17 protein-coding genes, 1 rRNA gene and 1 riboswitch are annotated in these 18452 nt (G+C 48.9%); of the genes, 17 read left to right on the top strand and 1 reads right to left on the bottom strand.

Annotated features, from left to right (window positions below; all coding sequences use genetic code 11):
* Together rrf and PQI28_RS13170 are read left to right on the top strand one after the other, a co-directional pair.
* A 5S ribosomal RNA gene (gene rrf, locus PQI28_RS13175) occupies positions 1–110 on the top strand; the annotation flags it as partial.
* An 84-nt stretch (positions 111–194) separates the two neighbouring features.
* On the top strand, positions 195–386 hold the full coding sequence (locus PQI28_RS13170) for an NETI motif-containing protein (protein ID WP_015880702.1): 192 nt from the start codon (positions 195–197) through the stop codon (positions 384–386).
* A 42-nt stretch (positions 387–428) separates the two neighbouring features.
* Here the strand turns inward: PQI28_RS13170 and PQI28_RS13165 are convergent, their stop codons facing one another.
* Entirely contained in the window at positions 429–899 is a 471-nt protein-coding gene (locus PQI28_RS13165) for an NUDIX hydrolase (RefSeq protein ID WP_339963558.1), read from the bottom strand.
* Positions 900–1046: 147 nt separating this feature from the next.
* Positions 1047–1148: riboswitch (purine riboswitch) on the top strand.
* 69 nt (positions 1149–1217) lie between these two features.
* Here PQI28_RS13165 and purE point away from each other — a divergent pair.
* The 15 genes from purE to PQI28_RS13090 all read left to right on the top strand — a co-directional run bounded on the left by purE (position 1218) and on the right by PQI28_RS13090 (position 18426).
* Positions 1218–1706: a 5-(carboxyamino)imidazole ribonucleotide mutase gene (purE, locus tag PQI28_RS13160; RefSeq protein ID WP_339963557.1), complete on the top strand. Its 489-nt coding sequence runs from the start codon at positions 1218–1220 to the stop codon at positions 1704–1706.
* On the top strand, positions 1706–2800 hold the full coding sequence (gene purK, locus PQI28_RS13155) for a 5-(carboxyamino)imidazole ribonucleotide synthase (protein WP_339963556.1): 1095 nt from the start codon (positions 1706–1708) through the stop codon (positions 2798–2800). Before purE ends, purK begins: the two co-directional genes overlap by 1 nt.
* Positions 2797–4089 carry an adenylosuccinate lyase gene (gene purB / locus PQI28_RS13150; protein ID WP_214696700.1) on the top strand — a complete coding sequence of 431 codons (1293 nt, stop codon included), beginning with the start codon at positions 2797–2799 and terminating at the stop codon, positions 4087–4089. Before purK ends, purB begins: the two co-directional genes overlap by 4 nt.
* 48 nt (positions 4090–4137) lie before the next feature.
* Entirely contained in the window at positions 4138–4842 is a 705-nt protein-coding gene (purC, locus tag PQI28_RS13145; RefSeq protein ID WP_339963555.1) for a phosphoribosylaminoimidazolesuccinocarboxamide synthase, read from the top strand.
* On the top strand, positions 4839–5081 hold the full coding sequence (purS, locus tag PQI28_RS13140) for a phosphoribosylformylglycinamidine synthase subunit PurS (RefSeq protein ID WP_074032936.1): 243 nt from the start codon (positions 4839–4841) through the stop codon (positions 5079–5081). The genes purC and purS overlap by 4 nt, the downstream gene beginning before the upstream one ends.
* Entirely contained in the window at positions 5078–5758 is a 681-nt protein-coding gene (gene purQ / locus PQI28_RS13135; RefSeq protein WP_339963554.1) for a phosphoribosylformylglycinamidine synthase subunit PurQ, read from the top strand. The genes purS and purQ overlap by 4 nt, the downstream gene beginning before the upstream one ends.
* Positions 5742–7961, top strand: coding sequence for a phosphoribosylformylglycinamidine synthase subunit PurL (gene purL, locus PQI28_RS13130; RefSeq protein WP_339963553.1), 2220 nt, complete (start codon positions 5742–5744; stop codon positions 7959–7961). Before purQ ends, purL begins: the two co-directional genes overlap by 17 nt.
* Entirely contained in the window at positions 7937–9346 is a 1410-nt protein-coding gene (purF, locus tag PQI28_RS13125; RefSeq protein ID WP_214758269.1) for an amidophosphoribosyltransferase, read from the top strand. The genes purL and purF overlap by 25 nt, the downstream gene beginning before the upstream one ends.
* A 12-nt stretch (positions 9347–9358) precedes the next feature.
* The gene (purM, locus tag PQI28_RS13120) at positions 9359–10393 is read left to right on the top strand and encodes a phosphoribosylformylglycinamidine cyclo-ligase (protein WP_339963552.1); all 1035 of its coding nucleotides are present in this window, start codon (positions 9359–9361) and stop codon (positions 10391–10393) included.
* Complete coding sequence (gene purN / locus PQI28_RS13115; protein ID WP_339963551.1) at positions 10390–10968, top strand: phosphoribosylglycinamide formyltransferase; 579 nt, start codon at positions 10390–10392, stop codon at positions 10966–10968. The genes purM and purN overlap by 4 nt, the downstream gene beginning before the upstream one ends.
* A complete protein-coding gene (gene purH / locus PQI28_RS13110; RefSeq protein ID WP_339963550.1) occupies positions 10965–12485 on the top strand; it encodes a bifunctional phosphoribosylaminoimidazolecarboxamide formyltransferase/IMP cyclohydrolase in 1521 nt (506 codons plus the stop codon). Before purN ends, purH begins: the two co-directional genes overlap by 4 nt.
* Before the next feature lie 14 nt (positions 12486–12499).
* On the top strand, positions 12500–13753 hold the full coding sequence (purD, locus tag PQI28_RS13105; RefSeq protein WP_339963549.1) for a phosphoribosylamine--glycine ligase: 1254 nt from the start codon (positions 12500–12502) through the stop codon (positions 13751–13753).
* 90 nt (positions 13754–13843) lie between these two features.
* The gene (locus PQI28_RS13100) at positions 13844–16129 is read left to right on the top strand and encodes a bifunctional diguanylate cyclase/phosphodiesterase (protein WP_339963548.1); all 2286 of its coding nucleotides are present in this window, start codon (positions 13844–13846) and stop codon (positions 16127–16129) included.
* A 181-nt stretch (positions 16130–16310) separates the two neighbouring features.
* Complete coding sequence (locus tag PQI28_RS13095) at positions 16311–18053, top strand: adenine deaminase C-terminal domain-containing protein (protein WP_214785775.1); 1743 nt, start codon at positions 16311–16313, stop codon at positions 18051–18053.
* 67 nt (positions 18054–18120) lie between these two features.
* The gene (locus tag PQI28_RS13090) at positions 18121–18426 is read left to right on the top strand and encodes a YerC/YecD family TrpR-related protein (RefSeq protein WP_026826878.1); all 306 of its coding nucleotides are present in this window, start codon (positions 18121–18123) and stop codon (positions 18424–18426) included.
* Positions 18427–18452 lie beyond the last annotated feature (26 nt).

The following is an 18452-nucleotide window of genomic DNA, read 5'->3' as shown; positions in this document are numbered from 1 at the left end:
GCGATAGCGAGACGGCCACACCCGTTCCCATGCCGAACACGGAAGTTAAGCGTCTCAGCGCCGAAAGTAGTTGGGGGTTCTCCCCCTGTGAGGATAGGACGTTGCCAGGCAAACGGTGGTTCTGGAGCATTCGCTCAAGGGCCGCCGTTTTTTCTTATCATCGATTAAGTCTAGTGGAAGAGAGGACGTAAGAAATGGCTAAGAAGATCAAAGTATATGTCGAACCAAATGAAACGGTCAGCGAATGTTTAGATCGAATCAATGAAATGGGTTATCGTCCTATACGCCGCATTGAAAAGCCCGTCTTTGAGCAAACGGGAGCCAAAGATGAACCTGTCCATTCCCATCAATCGATTTTATTTGAATGCGTCTCTAAAGAATCCTAATGCCAAGCCGTCACACTATCTGTGTGACGGCTTTTTTATATCTTAAAATGAATGCTTGCGTTCAAAACATCGGTCTCCAAGCGCATCCAATAAAGTTTGAGCGCGTTTCTCTATCTTTTTAGGAAGATTCTCTTTACTAAAGTATTCAAGAGCCAGGCTTTCACCGTCTTCCATCAGAAGCTCTCCATGTACTCCTTTTGCCTGATATAAATGGATGACACCGTATGTTTCATCGCCGTTCGGATATTTAAAGTAACCATTCGGACCGGAAAAGACTTGAATGAATTCAAATTGCTTAGCGAAAAGTCCAGTTTCTTCTTTTAATTCTCGTGCAGCGACTTCTTCCAACGTTTCTCCGAGCTCCATCGATCCTCCTGGTAAACCCCAGTCAAGTGTATCCGATCGGAATTGCATCAGTACCTCTTGTTTTTGGTTGATGACCAAAATGGTCGCTCCGACGCTGATGATCGGACGGTTGCCAATCACTTCCCGAAGACTCGATATGTAACTCATCTAACTCCCCCTTTTTTAATAGGATACAGGATATACAGAGAAGATTCTTCTTATATCCAAAAAGCGAACGATAAATATTCAGACAATTAAAATGTTCGCAGTTTATTGACATGTTTTCAAAGAACAAGGTACGATAGGCGTGTGAGATAGGAAAAATAAATAGTGCTCCATATAATCGCAAGGAAATGGCTTGCAAGTTTCTACCTGATCACCGATTCTGATCAGACTATGGGGTGTAGCTGACGTGTATTTGTCATGCCTATACCCTAAACTGATTGCTCGGTTTAGGGATTTCTTTTTGTAAGGGGGACATTTGGAATGAACGTAGTAGTTGGAGTAATCATGGGTAGTTCATCTGACTGGGAGACGATGAAACATACATGTGACATGTTAGATGAGTTACAGATTCCATATGAAAAACAAGTCGTATCAGCTCACCGTACACCAGACCTTATGTTCGAATATGCTGAAGAGGCACGGGGCAGAGGCATTCAAGTAATCATTGCGGGTGCTGGTGGAGCAGCCCACCTTCCTGGAATGGTAGCTGCGAAAACGACACTTCCTGTCATCGGTGTCCCAGTTCAGTCTAAAGCTCTCAATGGAATGGATTCGCTACTCTCGATTGTTCAGATGCCTGCAGGAATTCCAGTAGCAACTGTTGCGATTGGTAAAGCGGGAGCAACGAATGCGGGATTACTTGCTGCTCAAATTCTTAGCATTCACTCCACAGACATTACAAATCGACTTGATGCATTTCGGGAGAAAAAACAAGAGATGGCGATGCGAGGAACGGAGGAGTTGGTCTGATGAGAATCGGAATTTTAGGTGGAGGACAACTTGGACGGATGATGTCTCTTAGTGCGAGTGCAATGGGGTATACGACACTTTGTCTCGATCCAAACCCACATGCACCGACTGCTCAAGTGGCAGATTCCATTGTTGCCTCATTTGATGATGTCGACGCCGCAAAGAAACTCGCCGACCGTTCTGACATCGTGACATACGAATTTGAGAATATCGACACAGAGATGATTGCTGCGATTGAAGAAAAATGTCCACAAGGAATGGATGTATTGAAAGCGACGCAACATCGCATCTTAGAAAAACAAATGATTAAATCTGCGGGACTACGAGTCGCACCTTATGTTTCAGTCCGTACCGTTCGAGATGTTCGGGAAGCGAAAGAGAAGCTTGGGTTGCCATTTGTCGTCAAAACGTGTCGCTTCGGCTATGACGGAAAAGGGCAGACAGTCATTCGGACGGAACAGGATGTGCAGGCATTCATTGAACAGTTCACGGAACAAGAATATGTCGCTGAAGCTTGGTTGCCGTTTGAAAAAGAGATCTCGGTCATCGTGACACGTGGAGAAGAAGAAACGTCGACGTTCCCAATCAGTGAAAATATTCATCATAACAACATTCTACATCTATCCATCGTACCAGCTCGTGTCGCTGATGAGATTCAAGAAGATGCGAGACATCTCGCACTTCAACTCGCAGACCACATCGGGTTGATGGGAACACTCGCTGTCGAGTTGTTTGTCATGCCAGATGGTCGCCTTTACGTAAACGAACTCGCACCACGTCCACATAATTCTGGACATTACACGATTGATGCATGTGAGACCTCACAATTTGAACAACACATTCGAGCCGTGACGGGGATGCGTCTCGGACGTACGACACTGACCACTCCGGTTGTCATGGTCAATCTTCTCGGTGAACATATGCAACGACTCAATGTCAAAGCATTGCCATCGAATGTTAAACTACATCTGTATGGAAAAGATGAAGCGAAGACGGGTCGCAAGATGGGACACTTGAATGTTCTCGGTGACACGGTCGAGGATGCGCTTCATACCATCGAACAATTGGCAATTTGGAAGGAGACCGTTTTATGATTTCACGCTATACCCGCCCAGAGATGGCGAACATTTGGACTGATCAAAATAAGTTCGAGGCTTGGTTAAAAGTTGAGCTTTACGCGTGTGAGGCTTGGAGTGAACTTGGGATTATCCCGAAAGAAGATGTACAAGTCCTTTGGGACAAAGCATCGTTTGATGTTGATCGTATTTTAGAAATTGAACAAGAAACGCGTCACGATGTGATTGCCTTCACCCGTGCCGTTTCTGAGACACTCGGAGAAGAGAAAAAGTGGGTACACTACGGATTGACGTCGACGGATGTCGTCGATACGGCACTCTCGTACTTAATCAAGCAAGCAAATGACATCTTAGAAGCCGATTTAGATCGCTTCATCGGCATTCTTGCAGAAAAAGCGAAAGCACATAAATATGACATCATGATGGGACGGACACACGGTGTCCACGCAGAGCCGACAACGTTCGGTTTGAAGCTCGCCCTCTGGTATGAAGAAATGAAGCGAAACAAGAAACGCTTCATGGCAGCACGCGAAACGATTGAGTTTGGGAAAATGAGCGGAGCCGTCGGAACGTTTGCGAATATCGATCCGTTCATCGAATCATATGTGTGTGACAAGCTCGGTATCCAAGCTGCACCGATCTCGACACAGACGCTCCAACGGGACCGCCATGCCGAGTACATGTCGACACTCGCATTGATTGCGACATCGATTGAAAAGATGGCTACCGAGATTCGTGGTCTTCAAAAGACAGAGACACGTGAAGTGGAAGAGTTCTTCGCAAAAGGACAAAAAGGATCGTCGGCTATGCCACATAAACGAAACCCGATCGGTTCTGAAAACATGACGGGTCTTGCGCGTGTCATTCGCGGTCATATGATGACGGCTTATGAAAATGTTCCGCTTTGGCATGAGCGTGACATCTCGCACTCGTCAGCAGAACGCATCATTATTCCGGATGCGACGATTCTTCTTAACTATATGTTGAATCGCTTCGGTAATATCGTGAAGAACTTGACGGTCTTCCCGGATAACATGCGTCGCAACATGGATCGTACGTTTGGGATTATCTTCTCGCAACGTATTCTACTCGGCCTCATCGAGAAAGGCTGGTCGCGTGAAGCCGCATATGACGCGGTTCAACCGAAGGCGATGCAAGCGTGGGAAGAAGAGACGATGTTCCGAACATTGATTGAAGAGGACAAAGAAATGGGCGCACTCTTTACGAGTGAAGAGCTCGATGAATTGTTCGATCCGCGTTATCACGTACGCCGTGTCGATACAATTTTTGAACGCTGTGGTTTGTAATCGTTGAGGGGCGATATGCCCCTCTCACTTTTAAGGGGGACGGTTCAGATGAAAGCAATTTATGAAGGCAAAGCGAAAGCGTTATTTGAGACAGAAGAAGCGGGTGTGCTTCGCGTATATTATAAAGACGATGCGACAGCATTCAATGGAGAGAAGAAAGAGTCGATTGATGGGAAGGGGATCCTGAACAACGCCATCACGACACAGCTGTTCGAATTGATGCATGACAACAAGATTCCGACGCACTTTATCAAACGAATCTCAGAGCGAGAACAGTTGGTACGCCGTGTTGACATCATTCCGTTAGAAGTGGTTGTCCGAAACGTAGCGGCAGGAAGCCTGGCGAAACGATTAGGTTGGGGAGAAGGGACGCCGCTCCTTGCACCGATTGTCGAGTTCTACTATAAGGATGATGCTCTTGGGGATCCGCTCCTTACAGAAGATCATATCCGTTTGTTGCAAGTCGCTACACATAAAGAAGTCGAAACATTGCGACAACTTGGTCTTTGGGTAAATGACGTATTACTCGATTTCTTCGGTCAACACGGCATTGACGTGATTGATTTCAAACTAGAATTCGGGAAAGTGGACGGAACCATCATCTTAGCGGATGAGATTTCACCAGACACGTGCCGACTGTGGGACAAAGAGACGAAACAAAAGTTGGATAAGGACGTATTCCGTCGCGATTTAGGTTCTTTGACTGAGACATATGGACAATTGTTAACACGCATAGGGGGAAATGGACAATGAAAAAAGTAAACGTGTATGTGACATTACGTGAAAGTGTACTCGACCCACAAGGAGTAGCTGTGAAAGGCGGACTTGAGCATCTTGGATTCGCTGGAATTGAATCGGTCCGCATCGGGAAAGTCATCGAGCTTCAGGTCGCTGACGAAACGACAGAAGACATGGTCAAAGAGATGTGTGAGAAATTACTCGTCAACACGGTTATTGAGAATTATGAAATCGAGATGGGGGTACTTGCATGAAGTTTGCGGTCATCGTCTTTCCAGGATCAAACTGTGACCTCGACATGTATCATGCGGTAAAAGACGTGCTCGGGGAAGAAGCGGAATACGTGTTCCATACAGAAACCTCACTTGAAGGGTTCGATGGGGTGCTCTTACCAGGTGGCTTCTCATATGGAGATTACTTGCGTTGCGGGTCAATCGCCCAATTTTCACCGATTATGTCGGAGGTAAAACGTTTCGCAGAAGAAGGACGTCCGGTGCTTGGGGTATGTAACGGATTCCAAGTACTTGTCGAAGCGGGACTCCTCCCTGGTGTATTGATGCGAAATCGTGATTTGAAATTCATGTGTAAGACCGTCGACCTCGTCGTCGAAAATAACGAGACGATGTTCACAAGTGACTATGCGGCACAGGAAACGATTCGCGTGCCAATCGCACACGGTGAGGGCAACTACTACTGTGACGACGCGACACTCGAGACATTGAAGGCAAATGGTCAGATTGCGTTCACCTATAAAGAGAACCCGAACGGATCGGTCGAAAATATCGCCGGCATCACGAACGAAGCAGGAAACGTACTCGGCATGATGCCACACCCAGAGCGTGCGGTCGAAGCATTGCTCGGTGGAGAAGACGGTAAACGGTTATTCACGTCAATTGTAAAATGGGGGGCACGACATGTTACTTACAACTGAACCGACAGCTACGCAAATCCGCGATGAAAAGATTTATGCCACGATGGGATTATCGGACGACGAATACGCACTCGTCGTCTCACTGCTTGGCCGGGAGCCAAACTATACAGAAATTGGTCTCTTCTCGGTCATGTGGTCTGAACACTGTTCGTACAAAAACTCGAAACCTGTGCTCCGGAAGTTTCCGACAACCGGAAAGCATGTCTTACAAGGACCAGGAGAAGGGGCTGGAATCGTCGATATCGGAGACGGTCAAGCTGTCGCCTTTAAAATCGAGAGTCATAACCACCCGTCAGCGATTGAACCTTATCAAGGAGCGGCGACTGGGGTGGGCGGAATCATCCGTGACATCTTCTCGATGGGGGCCCGTCCGATTGCATTGTTGAACTCACTCCGTTTCGGAGATTTGAACGAATCACGTGTGAAACATTTATTCGGTCATGTCGTATCAGGCATTGCCGGTTACGGAAACTGTGTCGGTATCCCGACTGTCGGTGGCGAAGTCGCCTTTGACCCGGCCTACTCTGGAAACCCACTCGTCAATGCGATGTGCGTCGGTTTCATCCGTCATGAAGACATTCAAAAAGGAATCGCAGAAGGTGTCGGGAACTCGGTCATGTATGTCGGAGCGACGACAGGACGCGATGGAATCCATGGTGCTACGTTCGCCTCTGAAGAACTCGGGGAAGATGCGGACGAGAAACGTCCAGCCGTACAAGTCGGAGACCCGTTCATGGAGAAGTTATTGATTGAAGCGTGTCTTGAAGTCATCAAGCACCCGGCGCTCGTCGGGATTCAAGACATGGGGGCAGCTGGATTGACCTCTTCTTCAGCGGAGATGGCCTCGAAAGCCGGTATGGGGATCGAGATGAACTTAGACCTCGTCCCGCAACGTGAGACAGGCATGACGCCTTACGAGATGATGCTATCGGAATCACAAGAGCGGATGCTTCTCGTTGTCAAAGCCGGACATGAAGACGAGATTGAAGCGATCGTGACGAAGTGGGGACTTCACGCGATCAAAGTCGGCGAGGTCATCGAAGAGAAAGTGCTTCGCCTCGTTCACCAAGGAGAAGTTGCAGCAGAGGTACCGGTCGACGCGCTCGCAGAAGACGCTCCTGTCTATCATAAACCTTCAAAAGTACCAGCCTACTACGAAGCTTTCCAAGCCATGAGTTCTGTCACACCAATCGTCGAAGATGTGATGGCGACTTGGAAAGACGTGCTTGCGATGCCGAGCATCGCCTCGAAACGTTGGGTGTATGAGCAATACGACCATATGGTTCAAACATCGACAGTCGTCGCACCGGGCAGTGATGCTGCAGTTATTCGCATTCGTGAGACGGAGAAGTCGCTCGCGATGACGACCGACTGTAACGCGAAATACGTCTATCTCGACCCGCGTGTCGGTGGGGCAATCGCTGTCGCCGAGGCGGCACGTAACATTGTCGCGAGTGGTGCAGAGCCTCTTGCTTTGACGGACTGTCTCAACTTCGGAAGCCCGGATAAACCGGAAGGGTTCTGGCAGCTCGACCAAGCCGTTGAAGGAATGGCAGAAGCGTGCCGGACGCTCGATACACCTGTGATTGGTGGAAACGTATCGTTGTACAACGAATCGAACGGACAAGCCATTTATCCGACACCGGTCGTTGGAATGGTCGGTCTCATTGAGAAGCCAGAGCACATTACGACATCGTTTGCGAAACAAGCCGGAGACGTCGTCTTCTTACTCGGAGAGACAAAAGCAGAATTTGGGGGGAGTGCCCTTCAAATGTTGCAGGATGGAAAAGTGAGCGGACATGCGCCGACACTCGACCTTCAGGAAGAACGTCAGACGCAGAAAGCATTACTTCAAGCGATTCGTGAAGGTCTTGTCACGGCGGCACACGATGTGTCAGAAGGTGGTCTTGCGGCAGCGTTACCAGAACTCGTTTTCGGAACAGGGCTAGGTGTCGACGTCACAATCGATACAGATCTCGTCACTGCGTTATTTAGTGAATCCCAGTCACGCTTCCTCGTGACAGTCGACCAAACGCAGGCCGAGGCATTCGCGAGCATGACGAACGGAACGGCAATCGGAACGGTCACAGAAGCGGCAACCGTTGTCGTTCGCGCGAGCGACCGCTTGATTGAAATGGATGTGCAAGAGTTGGAACGTGTATGGGAAGGAGCTATTCCATGTTATATGACATCCGAGGCATGAACGAGGAATGTGGCGTCTTCGGTGTGTTCGGTCACATCGAAGCGTCACACCTTGCCTACTACGGACTTCACAGTTTGCAGCACCGTGGCCAAGAAGGAACGGGAATCGTAACGGCAGACGGAGAGCGTCTCCACGCGAAACGTGGACTCGGACTCGTCACCGAAGTATTTGACGAAACGTCTCTCGATGCACTCACCGGGAATCATGCGATTGGTCACGTACGCTACTCGACAGCGGGCGGCAACACGCTCGAGAACGTTCAACCGCTCCATTTCAAGTCGTTGACAGGTGATTTGGCGATGGCGCATAACGGAAACCTTGTGAATGCGACTGAGTTGAAACATATGCTCGAAGCGGAAGGTGCGATCTTCCAGACGACGTCCGACACGGAAGTCGTGGCCCATCTCATTAAGCGGAGTCGCGGTAATTCATTGAAAGAACGCATTGCAGATAGCTTGGCTCGTCTCGTTGGAGCATTCGCCTTCTTATTTTTGACAGAAGATGCCCTATACGTCGGAGTCGACGTTCATGGGTTACGTCCTTTGTCACTCGGGCAGACGGAAGACGGTGCGTACGTTTTCGCATCAGAGACATGTGCGTTTGACGTCGTTGGAGCGACGTACGTCCGAGATGTTGAACCAGGCGAGTTACTTATGATTACGAATGAAGGCATCACATCTGAACGCTTCAGTGAAGCGGCAGTTCGTGCGATGTGTTCGATGGAATACATTTACTTCTCACGTCCGGACTCGATCATCGACGGCATCAACGTGCATACGGCGCGTAAAGCCATGGGGAAAAAGATGTTCGAAGAAGCGCCGGTCGAAGCGGATGTCGTGACGGGTGTGCCGGACTCGAGTATTTCCGCGGCAATCGGTTATGCCGAAGCGAGTGGAATCCCATACGAGATGGGACTTATTAAGAACCGTTATGTCGGACGGACATTCATTCAACCTTCTCAGGAATTACGAGAGCGCGGCGTGAAGATGAAACTGTCGGCGTTACGCGGTGTCGTGAATGGGAAGCGGGTCATTATGGTCGATGATTCCATCGTCCGAGGAACGACGAGCCGCAGAATCGTCACTTTGCTTCGAGAGGCAGGCGCGACGGAAGTGCATGTGCGCATCACGTCACCGCCAATCAAGCATCCATGCTATTACGGAATCGATACATCAACGAAGGAAGAGTTAATTGCGGCAACCAAATCCGTTGAAGAAATCAGAGAAGAGATTGGTGCCGATTCACTAGCGTTTCTCACATTGGATGGAACGGTCGAAGCCATCGATCGTCCGTTCGAAGGAGCGTTACGCGGGCAGTGTGCTGCATGCTTCACGGGACTTTATCCGACTGAACTTGCAGAACTCGTGACAGAGACAAAGGCTTAAGGGGGAAAACCGATGAGCGTTCGATATGAACAAGCGGGTGTGAATTTAGAAGCAGGGTACGAGGCCGTATCCCGTATGAAACGTCATGTTGCCCGGACGATGCGTCCAGAAGTAATGACAGGGCTCGGTAGTTTCGGGGCGATGATTGATCTCGGCTCGATGAACATGAGACATCCCATTCTCGTGAGTGGGACGGATGGGGTCGGGACGAAACTGAAGTTGGCTTTCGCGCTCGACCAACATGACACGATTGGAATTGATTGCGTCGCGATGTGCGTCAACGATTGCCTCGTTCATGGAGCAGAACCGCTCTATTTTCTCGACTATATCGCCACAGGAAAAGCAGAGCCGGCTAAACTCGAGCGCATCGTCGCCGGGGTCGCTGAAGGATGTGTCCAAGCCGGTTGTGCCCTCGTCGGAGGAGAAACGGCTGAGATGCCTGGAATGTACCCGGATGGGGAGTATGACATTGCCGGGTTTGCGGTCGGGGTCGTTGAGAAAGAGCACTTACTCGACGGTTCGACGATTCAGGATGGAGATGTCGTTCTAGGGCTTGCTTCTTCAGGGGTTCATTCAAACGGTTTTTCTCTTGTACGTCATATCGTCGAAGCGCAAGGTCTTCACTATACGGATGAAATTGCGATGCTCGATACGACACTTGGGAACGCGTTGCTTCTTCCGACACGCATTTACGCTGAAGCGGCGAAAGCGGCGATTTCGACAGGTAAAGTACAAGGAATGGCACACATCACAGGTGGTGGCTTCTATGAGAATGTCCCTCGTATGTTACCGGAAGGACTCGGGATCACGTTCGATGCATCGAGTTGGCCAAGCCTTCCTGTATTCGACTGGCTCGAACAAGTCGGAAACATCTCGAAACAGGAAATGTTCAACGTCTTCAACATGGGCATTGGTTATATGATTACGGTACGTGCAGAAGATGTGGAACTGGTCGAAGCGGCGCTCGAACGTGTCGGTGAGACAGCGCATCGAATCGGGAAAGTCGAAAGTCGTCCAGGAATCCGAATCTCAGGAGTGGACCAATGAAACGATTTGCCATCTTTGCATCAGGGTCGGGGAGTAACGCAGAAGCCATTTGGCAGGCGATTGCCGATGGACAATTGTCAGCGGAATGCGTGTTGCTCGTCACGGACAAGCCAGAAGCGACGGTTCTCGACCGTGCGGAGCGTCATGAGATTCCAAGTTTTTCCTTCACACCGAAAACGTATGCGTCTAAAGAGGAGTTCGAGGAAGAAATCCTCGTCCTTCTCGATTCGCTTCGAGTGGACTATATTGTGTTAGCAGGGTATATGCGCTTGATCGGAAATGTGTTACTATCCGCATATCCGAACCGAATCATAAACATTCATCCTTCACTTTTGCCCGCGTTTCCGGGGAAAGACGCGATTGGTCAGGCGCTTGTCGCAAACGTGTCGACGAGTGGCGTGACGGTTCATTATGTGGATGCGGGGATGGACACGGGTCCGATCATCGCACAAGCGTCAGTCGAGATTGAAGGATGTGACCGCACGGAAGCGACACGACGCATTCAAGCGATTGAACATCAACTGTATCCGCGCGTATTACAACAAGTGTTGAATCAACAGGAGGTTTTCAAGTGAGAGCATTATTAAGTGTTTCTGATAAAACAGGAATTGTGGAACTAGCAACTGTCCTACATGAGGCAGGCATCGAACTCATCTCGACAGGAGGGACCGAGGCTGCACTCCAGAAAGCCGGTTTACCGGTCAAAAACATCTCTGAGGTGACATCGTTCCCAGAAATGTTAGATGGTCGTGTCAAGACGTTACACCCACTCGTTCACGGCGGATTGCTCGGACGTCGCGACCTCGATACACATGTCGCTCAAATGAAAGACCATGATATCGAACCAATCGATTACGTGGTCGTCAATCTTTATCCGTTTAAAGAGACGATTGCAAAAGAAAATACGACGTACGAAGAAGCGATTGAAAATATCGATATCGGTGGACCGAGCATGTTGCGTTCAGCTGCAAAAAACCATGCGAGCGTCACGGTTGTCGTTGATCCGAGTGACTATACACTCGTTTCGGATGAAGTACGTGAAGGTGGCACATCATTTGAGACACGCCAACGTCTCGCGACGAAAGCGTTTCGTCATACAGCTGCTTATGACGCATTGATCGCCGATTATTTAGGACGTCAAATCGGAGAAACTTTCCCAGAACAATTGACGGTCACGTATGAAAAAGTTCAAGACCTTCGTTACGGAGAAAACCCGCACCAACAAGCTGCGTTCTATAAGACGCCTTTATATGATGGGATGACACTCGCGAATGCGACACAACTCCACGGGAAAGAACTTTCGTATAACAACATTCAGGATACGAACGCGGCGCTTGAAGCACTCAGTGAATTGAACGAACCGGCTGCTGTCGTCGTCAAACATATGAACCCATGTGGTGTGGCAGTAGGACGGACGATTTCTCAGGCGTTCGAACGTGCACATGCGGCTGACCCGGTCTCTATTTTTGGTGGGATCGTTGCCTTGAACCGCGAAGTCGATGTAGAAACGGCAGATGCCCTTCGAAACATCTTTTTAGAGATCATCATTGCCCCATCCTTTAGTGAGGCAGCACTTGAACGATTGAAAGAGAAAAAGAACCTTCGTCTGTTAACGTTGGATATGGGTCAAATGACAGGGATGCGCTTAACAGCTGTCGCTGGAGGATTGCTCGTACAAGATGGGGACGACATGACACTCGATGATGCAGCTTGCCAAATCGTGACGGACCGTCGCCCGACAGCATCAGAATGGGAAGATTTAAAACTCGCATGGCGCGTCGTCAAGCATGTCAAATCAAACGCCATCGTTGTCGCAAAAGACGAAACGACGATTGGGATTGGAGCGGGCCAGATGAACCGCGTTGGAGCAGCAAAAATTGCTTTCGAACAAGCGGGTGAGCGTGCGACAGGCGCAGCGCTTGGAAGTGACGCGTTCTTCCCAATGGCAGACACGGTCGAAGCGGCAGCAGCGGCAGGCATTACGGCCATCATTCAACCAGGTGGGTCAATCCGCGATGCTGAATCGATTGAAGCGGCAAACCGTCACGGTATTACGATGGTGTTCACAGCGGTCAGACATTTTAAACACTGAGAGGGGTTCGCGTCATGAACGTAATGGTCATCGGTCGAGGAGGACGCGAGCATGCGCTCGCATGGAAATTAAAACAAGACGGGCATCACGTCTTCGTTGCACCAGGTAACGCCTTCATGGAAGGTATGACATGTGTATCGATCAATGAGACAGACGTCGAGGCACTTGCTCGGTTCGCAGAAGAAACGAACATCGAATGGACGATTGTCGGACCGGAGTCTTCTTTGATGGCAGGGGTCGTCGATACGTTCTGTGCTAAAGGATTGAACATCTTTGGACCGACGAAAGCAGCGGCTCTGCTCGAAGGAAGTAAAGCGTTCGCAAAAGAGGTCATGATGGAGGCGGGGATTCCGACAGCAGCGTACGAAGCGTTCACGGACGCAGAATCGGCGCTCTCCTATATTCAGAAACTTGGAGCACCGCTCGTCGTTAAAGCCGACGGTCTTGCTGCTGGAAAAGGTGTCACGGTCGCGTTCACAGTGGAAGAGGCAGAAGCTGCGGTACGTGATATTTTCACGACGGATAAATTCGGACAACAGTCACAGGTCGTCATTGAAGAGTTCCTTGATGGGGAAGAATTTTCACTCATGGCGTTCGTCTCGGGAGAGCGTGTCATTCCAATGATTACGTCACAAGATCATAAACGTGCCTATGACGGTGACAAGGGACCGAACACAGGTGGTATGGGTGCCTACAGTCCGATGCCGCATTTGTCAGAGGACGTGTATGAAGAAGCGGTGAAGACGGTACTCGAACCCCTCGCTCAAACGATGGTCAAACGAGGGACTCCGTTTGAAGGATTCTTATACGCCGGACTGATCTTGACATCGAGCGGACCAAAAGTGATTGAATTTAATGCTCGCTTCGGTGACCCAGAGACAGAAGTTATTTTGCCGAATTTGAAATCACCGCTCCTCGACGTGATTCAAACGGTCATCCGCAAAGAGCCATATTCGATTGAATGGGTCGAGGGTTATACGATGGGGGTCGTCATCGCAGCGAAAGGTTATCCGGACCGACCTGTCACCGGGCAAGTGTTGTCTGGTTTTGAGACGCTCCCGCAGGACGTTCTCGTCTTTCACGCTGGAACTGCACAGCAGGACGGTCAAATCGTTGGGAACGGTGGTCGCTTGCTCGTTATCACAGCGACGAAATCGACGCTACTTGAAGCGAAGACAGCAGTTTATGAAGCCATCGCACAACTCGATTTACCGGATACGTTCTACCGGATAGACATCGGTTCACGGGCGTTCACACAGATTATTTGAAGGATGGGTCAACCCATCCTTTTTTTCATGCGAAAAAAAGGGAATCCCGATATCCTGTTCTACAATAATAAAGTAGCTTAGGGAAAGAGGGTGGTCGGCCTGCGTGTTCAAACAAAACTATTCATTGCGATTGCTATTAACATCGTACTTTTCATTGGCGTCATTCTGTTTGTCATCAAACCGTATTTCGTAGAAAAGAGCATTGAACAGGACAAGGCGATGACCCACGATCAAATCGAGAGCGTGACAGAAGTATTCGCCAATCATCGAAGCATGCTCGAGCGCATCCTTGTTGATTGGTCGGTCTGGACAAATGCCTACGATTTCGTTCAAAACAAAAATGAATCGTTTATTGAAAACAATATGGGAGAAGAAACGCTCGACAATCTTGGGGTTGGGGCGATGATTTTTCTCAACGAAAATCGAGAGGTCGTCTACTCCGAATTCAATCAATTTTATGAGTTGGACGGTAAGAGTGAGAAGAATGATTTCACAAATGAACTGGTGCGTTACGTCAACTCGTCTGGCGTTACACAAAGTGCGGTATATGGTACAGACTTCGGCCCCGTCGTGTTCATGAGTCATCCGATTGTAAAGAGTGATGGGACTGGGGAACCTGGTGGCACGCTTGTCCTCATTCAAAAAATTGGTCCGGACTTCATGGCGGCGATGAGCGTACAGGCAAAAACGAAACTTTCCATCAGTCCACTCTCGCATCAACGATTGACGATTGAGCAAGACAATCAGTTTGCCCGTGTCTCGTTACCACTGCAGTCGGTCTATCAAGATGCGAACTGGGAAGTCAATTTTTCGGTGAAGCGTACGTATTATTCAAACACACAGACGATGTTAGAAACGGGCATGCTTGGACTTCTCGTTCTCGGTCTCGGACTATTGTTGACCTTGTTTTGGACAGTGAATCAAATCGTCACGAAACGGTTAATGGACATCGTTAAAGAATTGAAGTGGATCACGAAAGAGCGAAACAGTCGCTTACGAATCCGATTGAATCCACGTCAACAGGATGAAATCGAAGAGATGGCAGTCAGTATAAATGAAGTGCTAGATGCACTTGAACAGACACAGAAGGAATCGTTGACGCGTGCCTTTCGAGATTCTCTGACACGTCTTCCGAACCGCTTGGCCGTTGAAGACATGTTTATGAACTTGCCGAACACGTCCCACTCGATCGGTGTGATGGGGATTGACCTCGACAATTTCCGACGAATCAACGATCAGTTCGGTCAACGGACGGGTGATGCGATGTTAACCTTCTTTGCGTCCCGATTGATGTTTTACAAAGAGGATGGTTTTGTTGCCCGAATTGGAGCTGATGAATTCATCATGATTCACCCTGGATGGGCGACTGAAGAGTTATTGATTGTCGCGAATCAACTGGTGAAAGATTTGAGAGAATGGGGCTTGAAGCAAGGCATGAACTATCTGTCGTTAAGTATCGGAATCGATGAGTTGGAACCTTCCCACCATTCCTACGAGGTCATGATGGCACGTCTCGATGTCGTCTTACACGAAGTTAAAGCATCAGGGAAGGACAAGATCCTCTCTTATCAGGACATCGAAGACGGGAGCCATTACTTGCAGGCGCTCGAGATGGAAAGAGATTTGCGATATGCGCTACGTCATGACGAATTCGAATTGTATTATCAACCAATCGTCTCACCGAAACCGTTTCAAGTGAGAGGGGTAGAAGCGTTGATTCGTTGGCATCATCCGCAAAAAGGATTCGTCTCCCCGGGTGTCTTCATTCCCGTTGCCGAACAACTTGGGCTCATTTCGGATGTGGGGAGATGGGTACTTGTAAAAGCGATCACGGAGATTCAAGACTATGCCGAACGCTTTGATTTATTTTTGTCTGTCAATGTGTCGAAACGCCAGATTTTAGATGGGTCATTTATAGAGGCACTAGAAGAAACGCTCGCCAAAACGAGCTTCCCGCCTTATCGACTTCATGTAGAAATCACAGAGAGCGAGGTCGGCGGGAATGTATATGAACTCCAACAGTTCATTCAAGCGTTGAAGACGATCGGTGTCAAAATATCACTCGATGATTTCGGCGTCGGCACGTCATCGCTATCTTACCTTCAATCGCTACGTCTCGATATTATTAAAATTGACCAGAACTTCGTCAAAGGGATTCCGGAGAACAAATTTGATCGAGCGTTATTAGAAGGATTGTATCAAACGTTTCACACACTCGGCCTCGATATCGTCACGGAAGGGGTCGAACGACCGGAACAACTGGCTTTCGTATTAGAATATAGTGGTTCACTCATCCAGGGATATCATTACAGTAAACCGATTCCGGTAGAACAGCTGCATCACTATTTACGCAAAACGGTCATGACTCAAATTTGATGTAGGCGACTCTTCGTGCGGAGAGCCGCCTTTTTTGTGAAAAATATATGTGAAATTTGTTACAATAGGGAACATAACTTGCGACCCTTTCAGAGAAAAGGTAAACTTGAAACAGGGAAAGAAAACGCTTTCAAAACTATTTCTTAATAGCATTGAAAGGGAAAAGGGAGGATTGGGTTCGATGCCAACAAAAAGAACGGCGCGGGCACCGTGGTCGAAAGTGATGATTCGCTCGCAACTTGAAGTCGTAGATCGAGTACGACCACCTTCGCTCGTTTTACAGAACGCGACGTATTTGAACGTATATGTGAAACAATGGAAAACAGCGAACATTTGGATTGAGGGAGACCGAATTGTCTATGTCGGTCCAGATCTACCAGAATCGGCGGTCGAAACGGTTGATGTGTCAGGGAAATATATTGTGCCTGGTTATATCGAGCCACACGCTCATCCATTTCAATTATACAATCCGGCGACGTTGTCTAAGTATGCAGGAGAGCGCGGAACGACGACGCTCGTCAATGACAACATGCTCCTTTTTTTACAAGAAAAAGAGCAAGCGTTTGCGCAGCTTGAAGCGATTCAACAGTTGCCGACGAGCACATATTGGTGGGCACGACTCGACACGCAGACCGAGCTCGACCGAGAGAGTGTCGCCGTCGATTCAGAACGAATTCATGAATGGTTCAATCATCCGGACGTCGTGATGGCCGGGGAGTTGACAGCATGGCCGCGCGCTCTTAAAGGCGACGATGAGATGCTCCAGTGGATGCTTGACGCAGAGACGTGCGGTCTACCGGTCGAAGGGCACTTTCCAGGTGCCTCACCAAAGACATTGACTAAAATGGCGTTGATGGGTGTACACAGCGACCATGAGGCGATGACAGCGGAAGAGGCGCTCAACCGACTCGAATTAGGCTACACGACGACGCTTCGTCATTCCTCGATTCGACCAGACTTACCGGGGATGATTCGTGATCTGCTTGCGAACGGATTAACCGCGTTCGATCATCTCATGGTGACAACGGACGGTTCGACTCCCGGCTTTTATGAAGACGGGATGCAGGACGCTCTCGTTCGCATCTTAATAGAAGAAGGGTTACCGGCAATCGAAGCGTATCGCATCGTGTCGCACAACGTGGCGCGTCATTTCGATCTCGATCATATTCTCGGTTCGATTGCGCCAGGACGCATCGCACACCTGAATATTCTTGACTCAATCGAAGAACCACGCCCTTCGGCAGTCATCGCGAAAGGGCAATGGATTTTCCGAGATGGTGTGTCCTTGTTCCCGAACGAATTGGTGGAAGCGGTACTCGATAAGATGCCGTCGACTGACGTCTCGATTGAATTGACACCACAAGACTTGTCGTTCAGCATGCCCGTCGGTCTCGACATGGTCAACTCGGTCATCATGAAACTGTTTAAAATCAAGCACGATACAGGGCAGGACGAATTGCCACGCGATGAGGACGAGTCGTTTTTGATGTTGCTTGATAAGGAAGGGAAATGGCGACTAAACACGGTACTGAAAGGATTTGCGAAAGATTTTGGCGGTCTGGTCAGTTCGTATTCGATCAGTGGAGACTATTTGATTTTAGGAAAATGTAAACAGGATATGTTACTAGCGTTCGAGCGGATGAATGAACTCGGAGGAGGCATCGTCCTTGTCGACAGAGGAGAAATCGTTGCCGAGATCCCATTACCGCTCTGTGGCATGACGTCGACAGAGCCGCTTGAGACGCTCATCGGTCAAGAGAAACAACTGCGTAACGAGCTTGTGGCACGAGGGTATCAGTTCGAAGATCCGATTTACACGTTACTGTTTTTAGCATCCACACACTTGCCGTACGTTCGGGCGACTCCACTCGGCATTTATGAAGTCATGAAAAAACAAGTACTATTTCCTGCGATTTTGCGATGAATAGTTGAGTCCGAGCCGCCCCTGCTTTAGAATGATAAAGAAGTATGAGTAGAGAGGATGCTTGCGGATGCAACTCGATAAATTACGAGGTCGAGAGCTTGATCAATTGTTTGAGGCAATTTTGAAGCTCGATACACTCGAAGACTGTTATCAATTATTCGAAGATTTAGCGACTGTTAATGAAATTCAAGCACTTGCACAACGACTAGAAGTGGCACGTCAAATACGTGAAGGCAATACGTATCACAAAATTGAGGACGCAACAGGTGCCTCAACGGCTACGATTTCTCGTGTGAAACGTTGCTTGAACTATGGGACAGGCGGATATGATCTCGCTCTTGAACGTCTACAACAAACAAAAGGTGACTCGTAAGAGTCATCTTGTTTTTGATGGAGGGG

The sequence above is a fragment of the Exiguobacterium sp. USCH10 genome (assembly GCF_037619445.1).
In the GTDB taxonomy this organism is placed as follows: Bacteria; Bacillota; Bacilli; order Exiguobacteriales; family Exiguobacteriaceae; genus Exiguobacterium; species Exiguobacterium aestuarii_A.
This window is presented reverse-complemented; position numbering and strand designations above follow the sequence as displayed.

What these genes read in the sequence shown, in the direction of transcription:
- PQI28_RS13170 (WP_015880702.1), top strand. Translation starts at nt 195, where the DNA reads ATGGCTAAGAAGATCAAAGTATATGTCGAACCAAATGAAACGGTCAGC.
- PQI28_RS13165 (WP_339963558.1), bottom strand. Translation starts at nt 899, where the DNA reads ATGAGTTACATATCGAGTCTTCGGGAAGTGATTGGCAACCGTCCGATC.
- purE (WP_339963557.1), top strand. Translation starts at nt 1,218, where the DNA reads ATGAACGTAGTAGTTGGAGTAATCATGGGTAGTTCATCTGACTGGGAG.
- purK (WP_339963556.1), top strand. Translation starts at nt 1,706, where the DNA reads ATGAGAATCGGAATTTTAGGTGGAGGACAACTTGGACGGATGATGTCT.
- purB (WP_214696700.1), top strand. Translation starts at nt 2,797, where the DNA reads ATGATTTCACGCTATACCCGCCCAGAGATGGCGAACATTTGGACTGAT.
- purC (WP_339963555.1), top strand. Translation starts at nt 4,138, where the DNA reads ATGAAAGCAATTTATGAAGGCAAAGCGAAAGCGTTATTTGAGACAGAA.
- purS (WP_074032936.1), top strand. Translation starts at nt 4,839, where the DNA reads ATGAAAAAAGTAAACGTGTATGTGACATTACGTGAAAGTGTACTCGAC.
- purQ (WP_339963554.1), top strand. Translation starts at nt 5,078, where the DNA reads ATGAAGTTTGCGGTCATCGTCTTTCCAGGATCAAACTGTGACCTCGAC.
- purL (WP_339963553.1), top strand. Translation starts at nt 5,742, where the DNA reads ATGTTACTTACAACTGAACCGACAGCTACGCAAATCCGCGATGAAAAG.
- purF (WP_214758269.1), top strand. Translation starts at nt 7,937, where the DNA reads ATGTTATATGACATCCGAGGCATGAACGAGGAATGTGGCGTCTTCGGT.
- purM (WP_339963552.1), top strand. Translation starts at nt 9,359, where the DNA reads ATGAGCGTTCGATATGAACAAGCGGGTGTGAATTTAGAAGCAGGGTAC.
- purN (WP_339963551.1), top strand. Translation starts at nt 10,390, where the DNA reads ATGAAACGATTTGCCATCTTTGCATCAGGGTCGGGGAGTAACGCAGAA.
- purD (WP_339963549.1), top strand. Translation starts at nt 12,500, where the DNA reads ATGAACGTAATGGTCATCGGTCGAGGAGGACGCGAGCATGCGCTCGCA.
- PQI28_RS13095 (WP_214785775.1), top strand. Translation starts at nt 16,311, where the DNA reads ATGCCAACAAAAAGAACGGCGCGGGCACCGTGGTCGAAAGTGATGATT.
- PQI28_RS13090 (WP_026826878.1), top strand. Translation starts at nt 18,121, where the DNA reads ATGCAACTCGATAAATTACGAGGTCGAGAGCTTGATCAATTGTTTGAG.